This window comes from Streptomyces flaveolus, from assembly GCF_044765825.1.
In the GTDB taxonomy this organism is placed as follows: domain Bacteria; phylum Actinomycetota; class Actinomycetes; order Streptomycetales; family Streptomycetaceae; genus Streptomyces; species Streptomyces flaveolus.
Map to the genome: position 1 here is coordinate 544,111 of NZ_JBIWKU010000005.1, position 18,382 is coordinate 562,492.

The 18,382-nt window shown below is 70.4% G+C and carries 14 protein-coding genes and 4 tRNA genes; 9 read left to right on the forward strand and 9 right to left on the reverse strand.

Features of this window, described 5'->3' with window-relative positions; all coding sequences use genetic code 11:
• Positions 1-112 precede the first annotated feature (112 nt).
• The 4 genes from ACIRG6_RS18925 to purM all read left to right on the forward strand — a co-directional run bounded on the left by ACIRG6_RS18925 (position 113) and on the right by purM (position 4,439).
• A complete protein-coding gene (locus tag ACIRG6_RS18925) occupies positions 113-910 on the forward strand; it encodes a maleylpyruvate isomerase family mycothiol-dependent enzyme (protein WP_364675145.1) in 798 nt (265 codons plus the stop codon).
• 36 nt (positions 911-946) lie between these two features.
• Positions 947-1,735: an META domain-containing protein gene (locus tag ACIRG6_RS18930; RefSeq protein WP_403323622.1), complete on the forward strand. Its 789-nt coding sequence runs from the start codon at positions 947-949 to the stop codon at positions 1,733-1,735.
• A 62-nt stretch (positions 1,736-1,797) separates the two neighbouring features.
• Positions 1,798-3,324 (forward strand): amidophosphoribosyltransferase, encoded by a 1,527-nt coding sequence (gene purF / locus ACIRG6_RS18935; protein ID WP_189230317.1) that lies wholly within the window; start codon positions 1,798-1,800, stop codon positions 3,322-3,324.
• Between the two features lie 47 nt (positions 3,325-3,371).
• Positions 3,372-4,439: a phosphoribosylformylglycinamidine cyclo-ligase gene (gene purM, locus ACIRG6_RS18940; RefSeq protein WP_350723721.1), complete on the forward strand. Its 1,068-nt coding sequence runs from the start codon at positions 3,372-3,374 to the stop codon at positions 4,437-4,439.
• Between the two features lie 83 nt (positions 4,440-4,522).
• Here purM and ACIRG6_RS18945 read toward each other — a convergent pair whose 3' ends face one another.
• Positions 4,523-4,771, reverse strand: a complete 249-nt coding sequence (locus ACIRG6_RS18945) for a DUF3073 domain-containing protein (RefSeq protein ID WP_161165701.1) — start codon at positions 4,769-4,771, stop codon at positions 4,523-4,525.
• 334 nt (positions 4,772-5,105) lie between these two features.
• Entirely contained in the window at positions 5,106-6,200 is a 1,095-nt protein-coding gene (locus tag ACIRG6_RS18950; protein ID WP_350723719.1) for a Leu/Phe/Val dehydrogenase, read from the reverse strand.
• 220 nt (positions 6,201-6,420) lie between these two features.
• Here ACIRG6_RS18950 and ACIRG6_RS18955 point away from each other — a divergent pair, with 220 nt between their 5' ends.
• Entirely contained in the window at positions 6,421-7,272 is an 852-nt protein-coding gene (locus ACIRG6_RS18955) for a hypothetical protein (protein WP_239765712.1), read from the forward strand.
• A 532-nt stretch (positions 7,273-7,804) separates the two neighbouring features.
• Positions 7,805-8,011 carry a developmental transcriptional regulator BldC gene (gene bldC / locus ACIRG6_RS18960; RefSeq protein WP_003949541.1) on the forward strand — a complete coding sequence of 69 codons (207 nt, stop codon included), beginning with the start codon at positions 7,805-7,807 and terminating at the stop codon, positions 8,009-8,011.
• Positions 8,012-8,482: 471 nt separating this feature from the next.
• Here the strand turns inward: bldC and ACIRG6_RS18965 are convergent, their stop codons facing one another.
• The 7 genes from ACIRG6_RS18965 to ACIRG6_RS18995 form a co-directional block, all read right to left on the reverse strand.
• Positions 8,483-8,707, reverse strand: a complete 225-nt coding sequence (locus tag ACIRG6_RS18965) for a DUF6274 family protein (protein WP_403323625.1) — start codon at positions 8,705-8,707, stop codon at positions 8,483-8,485.
• Positions 8,708-8,879: 172 nt separating this feature from the next.
• Positions 8,880-8,954: transfer RNA gene (locus ACIRG6_RS18970), tRNA-Asp, on the reverse strand.
• 107 nt (positions 8,955-9,061) lie between these two features.
• Complete coding sequence (gene hrpA, locus ACIRG6_RS18975) at positions 9,062-13,012, reverse strand: ATP-dependent RNA helicase HrpA (protein WP_403323627.1); 3,951 nt, start codon at positions 13,010-13,012, stop codon at positions 9,062-9,064.
• A gap of 146 nt (positions 13,013-13,158) precedes the next feature.
• A tRNA-Phe gene (locus tag ACIRG6_RS18980) sits at positions 13,159-13,232 on the reverse strand.
• A gap of 24 nt (positions 13,233-13,256) precedes the next feature.
• A tRNA-Asp gene (locus ACIRG6_RS18985) sits at positions 13,257-13,331 on the reverse strand.
• Between the two features lie 49 nt (positions 13,332-13,380).
• Positions 13,381-13,453: transfer RNA gene (locus tag ACIRG6_RS18990), tRNA-Glu, on the reverse strand.
• A gap of 80 nt (positions 13,454-13,533) precedes the next feature.
• On the reverse strand, positions 13,534-15,150 hold the full coding sequence (locus tag ACIRG6_RS18995) for a metallophosphoesterase family protein (RefSeq protein ID WP_364675132.1): 1,617 nt from the start codon (positions 15,148-15,150) through the stop codon (positions 13,534-13,536).
• A 97-nt stretch (positions 15,151-15,247) separates the two neighbouring features.
• Between ACIRG6_RS18995 and ACIRG6_RS19000 the strand changes: the two genes are divergently transcribed.
• The 3 genes from ACIRG6_RS19000 to ACIRG6_RS19010 all read left to right on the forward strand — a co-directional run.
• Positions 15,248-15,598 (forward strand): metallopeptidase family protein, encoded by a 351-nt coding sequence (locus tag ACIRG6_RS19000; protein WP_161165491.1) that lies wholly within the window; start codon positions 15,248-15,250, stop codon positions 15,596-15,598.
• 125 nt (positions 15,599-15,723) lie between these two features.
• Positions 15,724-16,275, forward strand: coding sequence for a hypothetical protein (locus tag ACIRG6_RS19005; RefSeq protein WP_403323631.1), 552 nt, complete (start codon positions 15,724-15,726; stop codon positions 16,273-16,275).
• A 293-nt stretch (positions 16,276-16,568) separates the two neighbouring features.
• On the forward strand, positions 16,569-18,382 hold a 1,814-nt coding region (locus ACIRG6_RS19010), incomplete at its 3' end, for a DEAD/DEAH box helicase (RefSeq protein WP_403323633.1).

Here is an 18,382-nt window from a genome sequence, read left to right on the forward strand (position 1 = left end):
CCGCCCGGATCCGTCCGGGCGGGGCCTCGCGGCCGTTTCCCGCTCCCAGGGCCGGTCACGGACCTGGTATTTCCCGAGAGCGCGGCCTTCCGCACCCACTAGGCTCACCGCCATGCCGCCCGCCAGGAAACGCGCCCGCACCTACGACCCCGCCCGCACCCGTGCCGCCGTGTTCGCCCAGTTGGGGCACGTACGGGCGGCCGTGCGCACCCTCACGCCCGAGCAGCTCGCGCTGCCGACGCGGCTGGGGGACTGGACCGTACGGGAACTGGTGGCGCACATCGCGATGGCCCTGACCGCCCTGCACCGCGCCGTGGACCGGCCCGCCCCGCCCCGGCAGGACGCCCAGGTCGTCGAGTGGCCCTTCGCCACCGCCGGCAACTCCGCCGCGATCGCCGACTTCACCCGGAGGCTCGCCGCGGACCATCCCGACCTCGACGCCCACCTCGCCGACATCGAGGAGAGGCTGCGCGCGCTGCTCGCCGAGCATCCCGGCAGCCGGCTCCTGGAGACCAACGCGGGCGCGCTGCCGCTGGACGACTACCTCGTCACCCGCACCGTCGAACTCGTCGTCCACACCGACGACCTCAACGCCGCCGTGCCCGGCCTCGGCATCCCGTACGACCGGCAGGCCCTGGCCGCCGCGACCCGGCTGCTCGCCGACGCTCTCGCCGTGAAGGCGCCCGGCGGGTCGACGGAGGTGCGGGTGCCGCCGTACGCCGTCGTGCAGTGCGTCGAGGGCCCCCGGCACACCCGCGGCACCCCGCCCAACGTCGTCGAGACCGACCCGCTGACCTGGGTCCGGCTCGCGGCCGGGCGGCTGGCCTGGCAGGACGCCGTGGCGGAGGCCAAGGTGAGCGCGAGCGGCGAGCGGGCCGACCTCGGAGGGCTGCTGCCGCTGCTGAGCTGAGGGGAACCAGACCCTCCGCGCCTCCGTCGAATCGGCATGTACAGGCAGAAGCAGCAGCGCAGCATGACCCTGACCATGGCAGTCGTCGCCGTGCTCGTCCCGCTCGCGGCGGCCTGCGGCAGCGAGAAGGCCGACGGCGGCAGCGGCTCCGTGGGCGCGGACCGGCCCTTCACCGGCGTGCGGTGGAGCATCGACAGCGTCACCGTCGACGGCACCACCCACCGGGCGCCGGACACGGCACGGGTCCGGATCGACGACAGCGGTGAGGCGGCGGGCAGCACCGGCTGCAACACCTTCAGCGCCCGCGCCGACGTCGACGGCGAGCGCGTCCGGCTGAGCGACGCCGCGTTCACCGAGAGGGCCTGCGAGAAGACGCCCCAGGACTTCGAGAAGTCCCTCGGCCGCGTCCTCACCGACGGCCCCCTCACCGCCGACACGGCGAGCGGCCGCCTGACCCTCACCACCTCCGCCGGCGACACCGTACGGCTGAGCAGGCCCGAGGACGCGTCCCTGTACGGCACGAAGTGGACCGTCACGGCCCCCGGCGGGCAGAGCAGCGCCCGGCTCACCTTCGACAAGGAGGCGGGCACCGTCTCCGGCCGCCTCGCCTGCAACCACGTCACCGCCCGGGCCACCGTCCGCGACGGACATATCACCCTGGGCGCTCCGGCCACCACCCGAATGATGTGCGAAGGCTCACTCATGAACGCCGAGAAGCGGATGCTCCGCTTCTTCGAGGGGCGGGTCGGCTACCGGATCGATCACGAAACCCTGACGCTGACCAGCGAAGACGGCACCGTCGTCCGAGCCGTGGCCGACAAGTGATCCGCACATGAGCCGGGATCCCCAATTCGGACCAGTGGTCGATCTCGCCTACACTCGGGAGCGTGCCACGTGGTGACGGTCGACTCAATCACGATCTACTTCCCGGCGAGAAGGGCCCCCAGGACGCTTGTGGCGTCTTCGGTGTCTGGGCCCCGGGCGAAGAGGTCGCAAAGCTCACGTACTTCGGGCTCTACGCCCTCCAGCATCGGGGCCAGGAATCCGCGGGAATCGCGGTCAGCAACGGCTCCCAGATCCTCGTCTTCAAGGACATGGGCCTCGTGTCCCAGGTCTTCGACGAGACCTCGCTCGGTTCGCTCCAGGGTCACATCGCGGTCGGTCACGCCCGCTACTCGACCACCGGTGCGTCCGTGTGGGAGAACGCCCAGCCAACCTTCCGGGCCACCGCGCAGGGCTCCATCGCGCTCGGCCACAACGGCAACCTCGTCAACACCGCCCAGCTCGCCGAGATGGTCGCCGACCTGCCCAAGCAGGAAGGCCGCTCCACTCGCGTCGCGGCGACCAACGACACCGACCTGCTGACCGCGCTCCTCGCGGCCCAGGTCGACGAGGACGGCAAGCCGCTGACCATCGAAGAGGCCGCGCACAGCGTCCTCCCGCAGGTCATGGGCGCCTTCAGCCTCGTCTTCATGGACGAGCACACCCTCTACGCCGCCCGCGACCCGCAGGGCATCCGCCCGCTGGTCCTCGGCCGCCTCGAGCGCGGCTGGGTCGTCGCCTCCGAGTCCGCCGCCCTCGACATCTGCGGCGCCTCCTACGTCCGCGAGATCGAGCCGGGCGAGTTCGTCGCCATCGACGAGAACGGCCTGCGCACGTCGCGATTCGCAGAAGCGAAGCCCAAGGGCTGTGTCTTCGAGTACGTGTACCTGGCCCGCCCGGACACCGACATCGCCGGCCGCAACGTCTACCTCTCGCGCGTCGAGATGGGGCGCAAGCTGGCCAAGGAGGCCCCCGCCGAGGCCGACCTCGTCATAGCGACCCCGGAGTCCGGCACCCCCGCCGCGATCGGGTACGCCGAGGCCTCCGGCATCCCCTTCGGCAACGGTCTGGTGAAGAACGCCTATGTGGGCCGTACCTTCATCCAGCCCTCGCAGACCATCCGCCAGCTCGGCATCCGCCTGAAGCTGAACCCCTTGAAGGAAGTCATCAAGGGCAAGCGGCTGGTCGTCGTGGACGACTCCATCGTCCGCGGCAATACGCAGCGGGCCCTGGTCCGCATGCTCCGCGAGGCCGGCGCCGCCGAGGTCCACATCCGGATCTCCTCCCCGCCCGTGAAGTGGCCCTGCTTCTTCGGCATCGACTTCGCCACCCGCGCCGAGCTCATCGCGAACGGCATGAGCATCGACGAGATCGGCACCTCGCTCGGCGCCGACTCCCTGGCGTACATCTCCATCGACGGCATGATCGAGGCGACCACCATCGCCAAGCCGAACCTCTGCCGCGCCTGCTTCGACGGCGAGTACCCGATGGAGCTCCCCGACCCCGAGCTGCTCGGCAAGCAGCTCCTGGAGACCGAGCTGGCCGCCGGGCCCGCCGGTACGGCCGCCGCCGACGCCATCCGTCGCCCGTAGCCGTCCGTCCGCAATACCTGCCGTACGACACAAAGGTTCTCATCGTCATGCCTGACACAACTGGTGCCAGCTACGCAGCCGCGGGCGTCGACATCGAGGCGGGCGACCGCGCCGTCGAGCTCATGAAGGAATGGGTCAAGAAGACGCAGCGCCCCGAGGTCCTCGGCGGCCTCGGCGGCTTCGCCGGCCTCTTCGACGCCTCCGCACTCAAGAACTACGACCGCCCCCTGCTGGCCTCGGCCACGGACGGTGTCGGCACCAAGGTCGACATCGCCCGGCAGCTGGGCGTCTACGACACCATCGGCCACGACCTGGTCGCGATGGTCATGGACGACATCGTGGTGTGCGGCGCCGAGCCGCTGTTCATGACCGACTACATCTGCGTCGGCAAGGTCCACCCCGAGCGTGTCGCCGCCATCGTCAAGGGCATCGCCGAGGGCTGTGTGCTGGCCGGCTGCGCCCTGGTGGGCGGCGAGACGGCCGAGCACCCCGGCCTGCTCGGTGCGGACGACTTCGACGTCGCCGGCGCCGGTACGGGCGTCGTGGAGGCCGACCGGCTGCTCGGTCCGGACCGTATCCGCGAGGGGGACGCGGTCGTCGCGATGGCCGCCTCCGGCCTTCACTCGAACGGGTACTCACTCGTCCGCCACGTCCTGCTGAACGAGGCCGGTCTGGCACTGGACGCGCACGTGGACGACCTCGGCCGCACCCTGGGCGAGGAGCTCCTGGAGCCGACCAAGATCTACTCGCTGGACTGCCTGGCCCTGATGCGCACCACCGAGGTGCACGCCTTCAGCCACGTCACCGGCGGCGGCCTCGCGGCCAACCTGGCCCGCGTGATCCCCGACGGCCTGCACGCGACCGTCGACCGCTCCACCTGGACGCCGGCCCCGGTCTTCGACCTCGTCGGACGGACGGGCAAGGTCGAGCGCCTGGAGCTGGAGAAGACCCTGAACATGGGCGTCGGCATGATCGCCGTCGTGCCCCAGGAGTCCGCCGACGTGGCGCTGACGACCCTCGCCGACCGCGGCGTCGACGCCTGGGTGGCGGGCGAGATCACGGCCCGCGGCGACCACGGAACGGGCGCCACGATGACCGGCGACTACGCCCGCTGAGCCGAGCCCGGCACGGCGATGCGGGTAGCACAGAACCCGGTCGGTGACGGGAGTCACCGACCGGGTGAGTGTTCAGTGCAGGGTCAAGCGCCGCGACGATGCTGCGGGGACTGGCCGTCCTCGTCCTCGTCGTCCTCGTAGAGGTCGGCGTACTTTGCGTACAGCTCGTCGTCCTGCTCATCGTCCTCGAACCGCTCGCCGTTAGGCGGTTGCGGACTCGACGTCGATGCGCCCAGCTCCTCGGCCAGGCGGGAGAGATCAGTCCCACCGCTGTTGTACTTCAGCTGGCGGGCGACCTTCGTCTGCTTGGCCTTGGCCCGGCCGCGCCCCATGGCTCGACCCCCTCAACGACGGGGCTCGACGGCCCCAGAGTCTTGACACGCGTTCATGGTCCGGAACGGGCTCTCCGTGGAGAGACCGGTCCGTAGGGCTTCCACGGTACCTGAGCCCACGCCCATACGGTACGTCGCCCGCAGGACGTGGCTACGCCCAGGACCTTCGAGGCGCCCTGTCCTCGCTGGTCAAAGGCGATTTTAACCACGTTTCGACGGTCGACCCGCCGGGAGAAGTGAGAGTTCTCTCCAACTGCCCGCCGGCGGGTACCGCTCAAACCTTCGAATACCGCCTCCGGATCACCCTCCGGAGAGTGCGGAGCGCCGTCTCCGGTCAGCGCCGCGCGCGTGCCTCCGACATCCGCTGCTCGGCGATCCGGTCGGCCGCGGCGGCCGGCGGAATACCGTCCTCCTTCGCACGTGCGAAGATGGCCAGCGTTGTGTCGTAGATCTTCGCGGCCTTGCCCTTGCACCGCTCGAAGTCGAATCCGTGCAGCTCGTCGGCGACCTGGATGACACCGCCGGCGTTCACCACGTAGTCGGGCGCGTAGAGGATCCCGCGGTCGGCGAGGTCCTTCTCGACGCCCGGGTGGGCAAGCTGGTTGTTGGCCGCGCCGCACACCACCTTCGCCGTCAGTACCGGCACGGTGTCGTCGTTCAGCGCGCCGCCCAGGGCGCAGGGGGCGTAGATGTCCAGGTTCTCGACCCGGATCAGCGCGTCCGTGTCGGCGACGGCGATCACCGACGGGTGCCGCTCGGTGAGGGCCCGTACGACGTCCTTGCGCACGTCCGTGACGACCACGTGCGCGCCCTCGGCGAGCAGGTGCTCGACCAGGTGGTGGCCGACCTTGCCGACGCCGGCGATGCCGACCGTGCGGTCGCGCAGTGTCGGGTCGCCCCACAGGTGCTGGGCGGCGGCCCGCATGCCCTGGTAGACGCCGAAGGAGGTGAGAACGGACGAGTCGCCCGCGCCGCCGTTCTCGGGGGAGCGTCCGGTCGTCCACTGGCACTCGCGCGCCACGACGTCCATGTCGGCCACGTAGGTGCCGACGTCGCAGGCGGTGACGTAGCGGCCGTGGAGCGAGGCGACGAACCGGCCGTAGGCGAGCAGCAGCTCCTCGCTCTTGATCTGCTCCGGGTCGCCGATGATCACGGCCTTGCCGCCGCCGTGGTCGAGACCGGCCATGGCGTTCTTGTACGACATCCCGCGCGCGAGGTTCAGCGCGTCGGCGACGGCCTCCGCCTCACTCGCGTACGGGTAGAAGCGCGTACCGCCGAGCGCGGGGCCCAGGGCGGTGGAATGGAGGGCGATGACGGCCTTGAGGCCGCTGGCACGGTCCTGGCAGAGCACGACTTGCTCATGACCCCCCTGCTCCGAGTGGAACAGGGTGTGCAGTACATCAGCAGGTGCGCCGGTTACGTCGGTCACGGTGGTGACTCCTGTGTAGGTGCGGCGGGTGGAGACGGGTCCCCGTGCGGGTGGCGGGGACTGTGGCATGAGATTAGAGCCTGGCGGGGCCCACCCGCCGCACAGTGCCGAGGATCACCTCCGCACGGAGTACAGGCGTGGGACGATTTGCAGAGATTCCCGCGCGTTTGTGATCGGCTCCCGCAGGTTTTCGAGGCGGTGCGCGGGGGAGGGAGCAGGCGTGCCCAAGGTGTCCTCGGTGATCGTCCCCTACGCGGCCTACCTGCGCGTGTACGAGCCGCTGGCCGCCTTCCCCGAGCCGGAGCGCGGCCACTGGACCCGCTACGCCCGCCGCACCGACCTGCCCTCCTACCAGGACGAACTGCGCCGCTCCCTGGCCGACCTGCTGCCCACGCCGCCCGTGCCGGTACCGGTGCACGAGAGCGGCGACGCCTTCGTGACCGAGGTCGACGGGGTGGTCTGCGTGTGCCCCTGGCGGACCCGGCTGCGCGGCTGGCAGGCGCTCGGGGAGCTGGCCGAGGACTTCCCCGAGCCCGTCCTGGACGCCCTGCTCCCTCCGGTCGTACGCCGCCAGACCAGCCAGGACTACGAACGCTGGCTGGAGTGCAACCCCGACGCCCGCCCCTGGATCCGCACGGCCACCTGGCAGGTGCCGATCAACTGGTTCGTGCTGGTCTCCGACGAGGAGCGGGAGTACGACAAGGGCGGCGACGATGCCGGGTCGGCGCCGCCGGTGCTGCGCTACCGGACGCCGATGGTCCAGGCGCGGCGGCGGGTGGCCCGGGGGCTGCGGGCGCTGAAGGAGGCCATGGACGAGGGGCCGCTGATCGACGGCCTGGTGGACGTGGGGCGCTGGCTCGAGGAGTTCCACCCGCGGTCACTGGTGGAGCTGGACTACGGCGGACTGGTGCACGCCCTGCCGGCCGGAGAGCTGGAGGCCGACCACTCGGCGGCGGACGTGGCCGAGGGCATCGAGGCGCTGCGCCGGGGGGACGGGACGACGGCGGGTGCCGCGTACGGGCGGCTGGTGGAGCGGTGGCGGTCGGTTCGGGACCGGCGGTCGGCGAACTGACGTTTGACGTACCGCCCGATTTGGGGTTTCGTCTCTCGCTCAGACACCTGTTCGGTGTGACCTGATACTTCGTCACCAGGGGACGGAAGTCCCGATCCGGGCGTATGTGTCAAGCGTGACGGACCGCACGTACGCCACTCTTGCGCCCCTTCCCCCTCCTCATGCCAAAATAGGACAAGGAGTCCGGGGAGGGCTCCATCCGTCCTGCTGTGGTGCACTGTGGGCGGAATCTCAGCATTGCACGCTTTGGGGGGTCTGGTGACTCCTGATCGTCCTGTGACTGATCGTCACAGTGGCGTGACTGTCCGCTATGGCATGGTCCATCGGCATCCGTCGCTGATGAACACCTGGGAGGGCAATTCCATCGGTTTGGCCGACGCGGCTGGACAGATGGTGTAGTTGTAGTGCCGAGGACAAGCCGTTCGTCCTATAACCGACTCGACTCGCGTCCGCCATTTCGGGCAACGCGGGTCAAGGTGCAGAATTTAGAGGAAAGAACCGAGAAGGTTCGGTTCTCCCGAGGAGGCCGCTCATGACCGCTCGCACCCCTGATGCCGAGCCGCTGCTGACCCCGGCTGAGGTCGCCACCATGTTCCGCGTCGACCCGAAGACGGTCACGCGCTGGGCGAAGGCCGGCAAGCTCACGTCGATCCGCACGCTCGGCGGGCATCGCCGCTACCGCGAGGCCGAGGTCCGCGCTCTGCTCGCGGGCATTCCGCAGCAGCGCAGCGAGGCCTGAACAACCGCATAACCGGGCAGAACGGCAGGTCCCCCAACCTGTCGAGCCGCCTGTGACCACAGCTCCAACCGACGCGGGTCCTGCCCCAACAGGCCCCACGCCCAAGCCGTTCGAACATGTCGGACGACCGGTCGGGTACGTCGTTGATCGCGCTGGACTCCGCCGGGTCCAGCGCGATTTTTTTGTGCCGCGTGACGGCCCGCTGAGAGCGGCCTTGTCGGAGTCTGGGGGAGGCTGTCGGATCCGCTGTGGGCGGGCCGTGGGGGAACGTGCGGAAGTGCCTCCGGGAGAGTGCAATTGCACATATTAAATCGACCAGTTGTAGGAGAGGCGTAAGTGCCACCGTTTCAAAAACTCATGCGGTGACACCCGTCACACGTGCTGGCGCTTGTTGGCTCTGGCATATGTGCGCTAGAGGAGCCTTCGGTTCCACCAGCCCGTCGGGGCACGGGCGTTGGGGCCGAGGGTGCTTCACGTGGCGGCGGCGCTCTCGCCCTCGACGGCCTCGTGACGGCCCGTCGGTGACGGAGGCGAGGGCGGGGGCGGGGGCTGGGCCGGCGGAGCGGTGGAGTCCCACGCCAGTCGCAGCAGCCGGTGGCAGATCGGACAGTGGCGCGTCAGATGGCGGTACGACGACGCGGCCGACAGATGCGCGCGGAGCAGTGCCCCCGTCTCGTGCCTGACCGATGCCGCCATACGCCACCTCCAGGGCCGTACGGAGAACGTGCCCTGCCTTTGGAGTACCGAGCGAATGTGACGCCGTCAAGGCCGCGAGAGAGGCGCTGAGGGCTCCCGGGGTGTTCGATGCACCCCGGCCTGCGGACGGCACGCAGAAGGCCCGCACCGATCGGTGCGGGCCTTCTTACTGCGGTCCTGACGGGATTTGAACCCGCGGCCTCCACCTTGACAGGGTGGCGAGCACTCCAAACTGCTCCACAGGACCAGGTTTTGCGGCGCTTTTCGTGCGTTGCGCTGCGAGAAGAGACTCTACAGGAGGGTGGGCCCAGGGTCGAACTCACCCTCCGTGCGCTCCTCGTCACGGCCTCGCCGCTACGGCGCCAGCGCGTCGATCGCCTTCACGATCCGCTTGTCGGAGATCGGGTACGCCGTCCCCAGCGCGTGGGCGAAGTAGCTGACCCGCAGTTCCTCGATCATCCAGCGGACGTCCAGGACCTGCCGCGGGACCGGCCGCCCCTGGGGCATCTGCTCCAGCAGCCACGCGTACTCGTCCCGCATCTCGTGGACCTTCTCCATCCGGGTCGTGTCCCGCTGGACGTTGGCCGGCATCTGCTGCAGGCGCCGGTCGGCGGCGACCAGATAGCGCATCAGGTCGGGCAGCCGCCCGATGCCGGCCTCCGTGACGAAGCCGGGCTTCACCAGGCCGTCCAGCTGCGTCCGCACGTCCTGGAGGTTCGGCAGCAGCGCGGGGCTCCGCACGGCCTTCAGGCGGCGCTCACAGGCCTGCCAGGCGGCCAGCACCTGCTGCACCTGCCCCACCGTACGGACGGTCGTGTCGACGATCTCCGCGCGGACCTTGTCGTAGAGCTTCCGGTACGACTCCTCGTCCCACGCCGGCCCGCCGAAGTCCGCGATCAGCCGGTCCGCCGCCGCCGTCGCGCAGTCGTCGAACAGGGCCTGGATGGACCCGTGCGGATTCGCGGACAGAGCCAGCTTCTGCTGGTTGGTCAGCTTCTCGGACGCGAACTTCGCCGGATTGACCGGGATGTTGCGCAGGATCAGCCGGCGCGTGCCCTTCCACATCGCCTGTGCCTGCTCGGCCTCGGTGTCGAAGAGGCGCACGGACACCGTGTCCCCGTCGTCGACCAGCGCCGGGTACGCCTTCACCGGCTGACCGGCCCGGCGCGTCTCGAAGACTCGGGACAGCGTGCCGATCGTCCAGTCCGTCAGGCCGGCGCGCTCCAGGGACTCGCCGCCGCTGCGCTCGGCGGTGGCCGCCGCGGCCTGCGACAGCGCCTTGCGCGCCTTCGGCTTCAGCCGGAGCTTCAGGGCCTCCAGGTCCTTGTCCTCGGCCAGCTTGCGGCGCCGCTCGTCGACGATCCGGAACGTGATCTTCAAATGGCCGGGAACCTTGGCCCAGTCGAAGTCCTCCGCGTCGAACGGCACCCCCACCATGCGTTTGAGCTCCCGCGCCATGGTCACCGTCAGCGGCTCCTGGAGGGGCACGGCCCGCTCCAGGAACGCCTGCGCGTAGTTCGGCGCCGGCACGTAGTTGCGGCGGATCGGCTTGGGCAGGGACCGGATCAGCTCCGTGACGACCTGCTCCCTCAGGCCCGGGATCTGCCACTCGAAGCCCTCGTCCGTGACCTGGTTGAGCACCTGGAGCGGAATGTGGACGGTCACACCGTCCGCGTCCGCCCCCGGCTCGAACTGGTAGGTCACACGGAACTTCAGCGGCCCCTGACGCCAGGAGTCCGGATAGTCGTCCTTGGTGACCGCCCCCGCCTTCTCGTTGATGAGCATCTCGCGCTCGAAGTCGAGGAAGTCGGGCTGCTCGTGCCGCTTGTGCTTCCACCACGAGTCGAAGTGCGCACCGGAGACGACGTGTTCGGGCACCCGCTGGTCGTAGAAGTCGAACAGCGTCTCGTCGTCGACCAGGATGTCCCGGCGCCGCGCACGGTGTTCCAGTTCCTCGACCTCGGTCAGCAGCCGGCGGTTGTCCGCGAAGAATTTGTGGTGCGTACGCCAGTCGCCCTCCACCAGGGCGTTGCGGATGAACAGCTCGCGGCTGACCTCCGGGTCGATCCGTCCGTAGTTCACCTTGCGCTGCGCCACGATCGGCACGCCGTACAGCGTCACCTTCTCGTACGCCATCACGGCCGCCTGGTCCTTCTCCCAGTGCGGCTCGCTGTAGGTGCGCTTGAGGAGGTGCCCGGCGAGCGGCTCCACCCACTCGGGCTCGATCTTCGCGTTGACGCGGGCCCAGAGCCGGGAGGTCTCCACCAGCTCCGCGGACATCACGAACCGCGGCGGCTTCTTGAAGAGCGCCGAGCCAGGGAAGATCGCGAACTTGGCGTTGCGCGCGCCCAGGTACTCGTTCTTGGCGCCCTCCTTCACGTCCTTCATGCCGACGTGGGAGAGGAGCCCGGCCAGCAGCGACACGTGCACGCGGTCGTCGGGCGCGGCGTGGTCGGCGTCGTTGAGCTGGATGCCCATCTGCTTGGCGACCGTGCGCAGCTGCGTGTAGATGTCCTGCCACTCGCGGATCCGCAGGAAGTTGAGGTACTCCTGCTTGCACATCCGGCGGAAGGACGACGAGCCGCGCTCCTTCTGCTGCTCGCGCACGTACCGCCAGAGGTTGAGGAACGCGAGGAAGTCGCTGGTCTCGTCCTTGAAGCGGGCGTGCTGCTGATCGGCCTGCGCCTGCTTCTCCGAGGGGCGCTCCCGCGGGTCCTGGATGGACAGGGCCGCCGCTATGACCATGACCTCGCGGACACAGCCGTTCTTGTCGGCCTCCAGCACCATCCGGGCCAGGCGCGGGTCGACGGGCAGCTGCGCCAGCTTGCGGCCGGTGTCGGTCAGCCGCTTGCGTACGTCCTTCTGCTCCGGGTCGAGCGCGCCCAGCTCCTGGAGGAGCTGCACGCCGTCGCGGATGTTGCGGTGGTCCGGCGGGTCGATGAACGGGAACTTCTCGATGTCGCCGAGGCCGGCCGCGGTCATCTGGAGGATGACGGAGGCGAGGTTCGTCCGCAGGATCTCCGCGTCCGTGAACTCCGGGCGCGCGTTGAAGTCGTCCTCGGAGTACAGCCGGATGCAGATACCGTCGCTGGTCCGTCCGCAGCGGCCCTTGCGCTGGTTGGCGCTGGCCTGCGAGATCGGCTCGATCGGCAGCCGCTGCACCTTGGTGCGGTGGCTGTACCGGGAGATGCGGGCGAAACCGGGGTCGATGACGTACTTGATGCCCGGCACCGTCAGGGACGTCTCGGCGACGTTCGTGGCCAGCACGATCCTGCGCCCGGTGTGCTGCTGGAACACCCGGTGCTGCTCGGCGTGGGACAGGCGGGCGTACAGCGGCAGGATCTCGGTGAATCTGTACTTCTTCTTCTCCAGCGCGTCGGCGGTGTCCCGGATCTCCCGCTCACCGGAGAGGAAGACGAGGATGTCGCCCTTCCCCTCGCCCATCAGCTCCTCGACGGCGTCGGTGATCGCGGTGATCTGGTCGCGGTCGGCGTCGTCGCCGTCCTCCTCGAGGAGCGGGCGGTACCGCACCTCCACCGGGTACGTCCGGCCGCTGACCTCGATGATCGGCGCGTCGCCGAAGTGCCGGGAGAAACGCTCGGGGTCGATCGTCGCCGAGGTGATGACGACCTTCAGATCCGGCCGCTTCGGCAGCAGCTGGGCCAGATAACCGAGCAGGAAGTCGATGTTGAGTGACCGCTCGTGGGCCTCGTCGATGATGATCGTGTCGTAGGCGCGCAGCTCGCGGTCGGTCTGGATCTCGGCGAGCAGGATGCCGTCCGTCATCAGCTTGATGAACGTGGCGTCCGGATTCACCTGGTCGGTGAACCTGACCTTCCAGCCGACGGCCTCACCGAGGGGCGTGTCCAGCTCGTCCGCCACCCGCTCGGCGACGGTGCGCGCGGCGATCCGGCGGGGCTGGGTGTGCCCGATCATGCCGCGGACGCCGCGGCCGAGCTCGACACAGATCTTCGGGATCTGCGTGGTCTTTCCGGATCCGGTCTCACCGGCGACGATGACGACCTGGTGATCACGGATGGCCTCCGCGATCACGTCCTTCTTCTGGCTGACCGGAAGCTGCTCGGGGTAGCTGACGACGGGCACGCGGGCCCGGCGCTCACCGATGCGCTGCTCGGCCTTGGCCACCTCCGCCTCGATCTCGGCGAGAACGGCGGCACGGGCTTCCGGTTTACGGATCTTCCGCGCACCCTCGAGCCTCCGGCCGAGCCGGTGCGCGTCGCGCAGGGACAGCTCGGTCAGGCGGGGAGCGAGGGCGCCGAGGGCGGGGGCGGGGTGCGTAGACATACGGGTTCCAGGATCGCATCCCCGAGAAATTCCTGGCGAACGCTTTTGCCCGGGGCCCGGCGAGGTGCGGAGCCGGCGGGACCGGCGGCACCGGAAACAGGCACCGCAAACAACAAGGCCCCGATCCGAAGATCGGGGCCTTACTGTGGCTGGGGCCGGGGTCGAACCGGCGACCTATCGCTTTTCAGGCGATCGCTCGTACCAACTGAGCTACCCAGCCGCGAGGTTTCACGTGAAACCTCAGCGGTCCTGACGGGATTTGAACCCGCGGCCTCCACCTTGACAGGGTGGCGAGCACTCCAAACTGCTCCACAGGACCAAGTGGCTGTGTGCGAACCAGCGAACCAAGTGTCGCACACGGTACTGCGTGCCCCCAACGGGATTCGAACCCGTGCTACCGCCTTGAAAGGGCGGCGTCCTAGGCCGCTAGACGATGAGGGCTATCGGCCCGCCTGGGCGCTTCTCAGCGCGTCGGGGACGTGAGAAGCATATGGGATGGCGGGAGGTATCGCCAAAACGGTTTACGGAGCGCCGGGAGCCGGGCTGCTCGGCGTGCCGGTGGCGTCCGTCGGGGACGGGCCCGTGCCGGTCGGGGACGGTGTCGCGCCCGGCTGGTTCTCCTTCGGCAGATGGCGGCTGACCTCGGCCGTCGTCAGGCCCAGGCCGCCGAGTTCGATCTCGTCCCAGGCCTGGAGGCGCCGGCTGTCCCGGTCGAAGTAGAGGATCGACGCCTGGACCGGGTCGGGGTGCTTGCCCTCGACGGCGCGCAGGCCGCTGCCGCCGGTGGAGCCCTCGATGCGCAGCCGGGTGCCGTACTTCATGACCTTCATGTCCTCGTGGTGGACGTGGCCCGCCAGCACCAGCGGGACCGTCCCGTCGACCTCGCGGGCCGCCGACGGCTCGTGGGCGATGGCGACGTCCGCGGGGGTGCCGGCCCGGGCCTGGTCGCGCAGGGCGGAGGCCAGGCGGGCGCCGGCGAGTTCCTGGGAGGCGTCGGCGCCGGGTTTCGTCGAGCGGTCCGGGGTGTACTGCGGGTCGCCGATGCCGGCGAAGCGCAGGCCGGCGATCGTGCGGGCCCGGCCGTCGTCCAGGACGTGCACGTTCTTGAGGCCCTTCAAGTAGTCCTGGGTGGCGCGGGAGTCGTGGTTGCCGCGGACCCAGACGTAGGGGGCGCCGAGGTCCTCGATGGGGTCCAGGAAGCCGTTCTCCGCCGCCGTGCCGTGATCCATGGTGTCGCCCGAGTCGACGATCACGTTCACCCGGTACTGCTCCACCAGCGAGGCGATGATCTTCCAGCTCGCCGGGTTCAGATGGATGTCCGACACGTGCAGGACGCGGATCGTCGTCGGGTCGGGCTGGTAGGCGGGGAGCGTGGACGTGACGTCGTAGAGCTTGGTCACGTTCGTCACCAGGCGGGCCAGTTCCTTCTGGTAGACGTCGAACTCGGTGACGATGCTGCGCGCGTTGCCGACCAGGGACGGCGCGGAGGAGAGCAGGCCGGAGAACTTCGGCTCCAGGACCGAGTCGGGGTTCCAGGTCGCGTACGCGGTGCCGCCGGAGGCGACCAGGAGGGTGAGGGCGAGTCCGCCGGCCGCCAGGGCGCGGCGCGGGCGGCGGTAGACGGCGAGGCCGAGGGCGGTGGCGCCGGTGACGACGGCGACGCAGGAGCGGGCGGCCAGGTCGAGCGTGCCGTGCTCGACGTCCTTCGCGACCTCGTCCTGGAGGCCGGAGAGGCGTTCGGGGTGGTCGACGAGGGCCTGGGCGCGGTCCGGGTCGAGCTGGTCGACGTTGACGTCGAGGCGTACGGGGGCGATGTGGCTGTCGAGCTGGAGCGCGCCCAGCGGGGAGACGTTGATCTTCGTGCCGCCGGTCAGGGAGGGGCGCAGGGTCATCGTCGTGTTCATGGGGCCGACCGGGGCGCGTACGTTGCCGACGATCAGCAGGCCGAGCCAGGCCCCGAGCAGGACGACGGCGACGAGGCCGAGGGCGCGGGTCCAGGGGCGGGAACGGGGGGTGAGCTCCGCCGTCGGGGGCGCCGGGCGGGCGCGGTGGCGGCGGGTGAGGGCGCGCGGAGCGCTGCGGATGCGGTTCATCTCCTCGGCCAGAACGTGCAGGACTGCGGCGGGGACGCGGGCCATTGCTCCCGTATGCCCGTGTCCCCGGGCGGATATGCGAGGGGTGAGAGGTCGGTGGCGGCGGTGTCGTACCTGATGTGTCGTACCCGACAATGGGCCTGTGCTGGAGATGACGCGCGAGGAGTTCGAGGAACTGGTCGCCGAGGCGCTGGACCGGATCCCGCCGGAGCTGACGCGGCTGATGGACAACGTCGCGGTGTTCGTCGAGGACGAACCGCCGGCGGACGATCCCGAGCTGCTCGGGCTGTACGAGGGGACTCCGCTGACCGAGCGCGGGGAGTGGTACGCCGGTGTGCTGCCGGACCGGATCACCATCTACCGGGGGCCGACGCTGCGGTTCTGCGACACCCGTGAGGACGTGGTCGCGGAGACCGAGGTGACGGTGGTGCACGAGATCGCGCATCACTTCGGGATCGACGACGCGCGCCTGCACGCCCTCGGGTACGGGTGAGGGAACCTCGGCCCGACGGCTCACGGTCCTGGATCCGGGTGACGGTCCGCGGCGCGGGGCGCGTGTCCTCCTGCGGGTGACGGGAGTTGGGCACGGCGACTCCTGATCCCCGGAGGTGGCCGCCCGTGCGCCCCTTGTCCGTACCCGTCCGTCTGGCCGCCACGGTGGTGGCCGTCGCCGCTGCCGCCGGCTGCATGAGCGTCGGTGACGAGTCCGGCGGGGATGCCAGGCCGTCGCACTCGGCCGGGGAGCGAGGTGGCGAGGCCCCGGGCGGCGGGCCCGCGGTGTCGGGCGGCGCGGCCGGGTACGGTCCGGCGGCGGCCGACGAGGGGCGCGGCCACGGCAAGGGGAAGAAGGGCGATGACGACCGCGGCAAGGGGAAGGGCAAGGGCCGCGGCAAGGACGGCGAGGACAAGGGCACAGCTCCCTCCGGCTCGCCTTCCGCGCACCCGGCGGGCTCCGCCCCGGCGCAGGGCGGGCCGGACGAGCCGACGCCCCCGCGGACGGCCGACCCCGAGCCCCCGCGGACGGTGGACCCGGAGCCGACCCCGCCTCCCGAGCCGCCCGCCTCCCCGACGCCGGAGCCGACGCCCGAGCCGTCCTCGTCGGCGCACGAGCCGCCGGGGACGCAGCTGGCGCAGCGGGAGCCGGCACCGGAGGCCGGGGTGCCGGTGTAGGCCGGACGGCGGAGGGCGCACGCCGGGAGACGGGGTGTGGACGGGCGCCGGACACGGGGCGAAGCACCGGCTGACCTGGGCATGTGCTACCCGGTTTGCCTTCAGGGGTGGTGGGTGCGTATGGTGGCAGATCGTTTGATCCCATTTGCCCGGCGCCACCGCAGAGCGCGCCGTGTGGCGCGTACTCTCCCTTGCCGTGATGGACCGCATCGAGGCGGTCGTATTGCGAATCGCGATTCACGGAGTTGACGGGCGCGTGCCGACTGAGAGACTCCGGAAGGTTTCGCATTCGCATGTCCATCATCAGTACTGATCACGTCGTCGTGCCCGAGAACGCCGAGGGCGTTTCCGAGGGCCAGGAGGCTCCCGAGGTCGTCGAGACCTCCGGGTCCGCCGACACCCCCGAGATCACCTTCGCCGAACTCGGCCTGCCCGAGGGCATCGTGCGCAAGCTCGCACAGAACGGCGTGACCACCCCCTTCCCGATCCAGGCCGCGACCATCCCGGACGCGCTGGAGGGCAAGGACATCCTCGGCCGGGGCCGCACCGGTTCCGGCAAGACCCTCTCCTTCGGTCTGCCCGCCCTGGCCACGCTGGCCGGCGGCCGCACCGAGAAGCACAAGCCGCGCGCCGTCATCCTGACGCCGACCCGCGAGCTGGCCATGCAGGTCGCCGACGCGCTGCAGCCCTACGGGGACGTCCTCGGGCTGAAGATGAAGGTCGTGTGCGGCGGCACCTCCATGGGCAACCAGATCTACGCCCTGGAGCGCGGCGTCGACATCCTCGTCGCCACGCCGGGCCGCCTGCGGGACATCATCAACCGCGGCGCCTGCTCCCTGGAGAACGTGCAGATCGCCGTCCTCGACGAGGCCGACCAGATGTCCGACCTGGGCTTCATGCCCGAGGTCACCGAGCTGCTCGACCAGGTGCCGGCGGGCGGCCAGCGGATGCTGTTCTCCGCGACCATGGAGAACGAGATCAAGACCCTCGTCGACCGGTACCTCAAGGACCCGGTCAGCCACGAGGTCGACGCCGCCCAGGGCGCCGTGACGACCATGTCGCACCACATCCTGGTCGTGAAGCCCAAGGACAAGGCGCCGGTCACCGCGGCCATCGCCTCCCGCAAGGGCCGCACCATCATCTTCGTCCGCACCCAGCTGGGCGCCGACCGCGTCGCCGAGCAGCTGCGCGACGCGGGCGTGAAGGCGGACGCCCTGCACGGCGGCATGACCCAGGGCGCGCGCACCCGCACGCTGGCCGACTTCAAGGACGGTTACGTCAACGTCCTGGTCGCCACCGACGTCGCCGCGCGCGGCATCCACGTCGACGGCATCGACCTGGTGCTGAACGTGGACCCGGCCGGCGACCACAAGGACTACCTGCACCGCGCCGGCCGTACGGCCCGCGCCGGCCGCACCGGCACGGTCGTCTCGCTGTCCCTGCCGCACCAGCGCCGCCAGATCTTCCGGCTGATGGAGGACGCGGGCGTCGACGCCACGCGCCACATCATCCAGGGCGGCGCGGCCTTCGAGCCGGAGGTCGCCGAGATCACCGGTGCCCGGTCGATGACCGAGGTCCAGGCCGAGTCCGCGGGCAACGCCGCGCAGCAGGCCGAGCGTGAGGTCGCCCAGCTCACCAAGGAGCTGGAGCGCGCCCAGCGCCGTGCCACGGAGCTGCGCGAGGAGGCGGACCGGCTGGTCGCCAGGGTCGCGCGGGAGCGGGGCGAGGACCCGGAGACGGTGCTGGCCGAGGTGGCCACCGCCGCCGCCGAGGCCGAGATCTCGCTGCCGGCACAGTCGTCGGGCCCGCGTGAGGTGGAGAACACCGAGCGGACCGAGCGGAGCGGGAACGGCCGGGACCGTTCCTTCGAGCGTCGTGACGACCGCGGTGGGCGTTCGTTCGAGCGTCGTGACGACCGTGGCGGGTTCCGCCGTGACGACCGTCGTGACGACCGGGGCGACCGTGGTGGCTTCCGCCGCGACGACCGTCGTGACGACCGTGGCGGCCGTTCCTTCGAGCGTCGTGACGACCGTGGCGGGTTCCGCCGTGACGACCGTCGTGACGACCGGGGCGACCGTGGTGGCTTCCGCCGCGACGACCGTCGTGA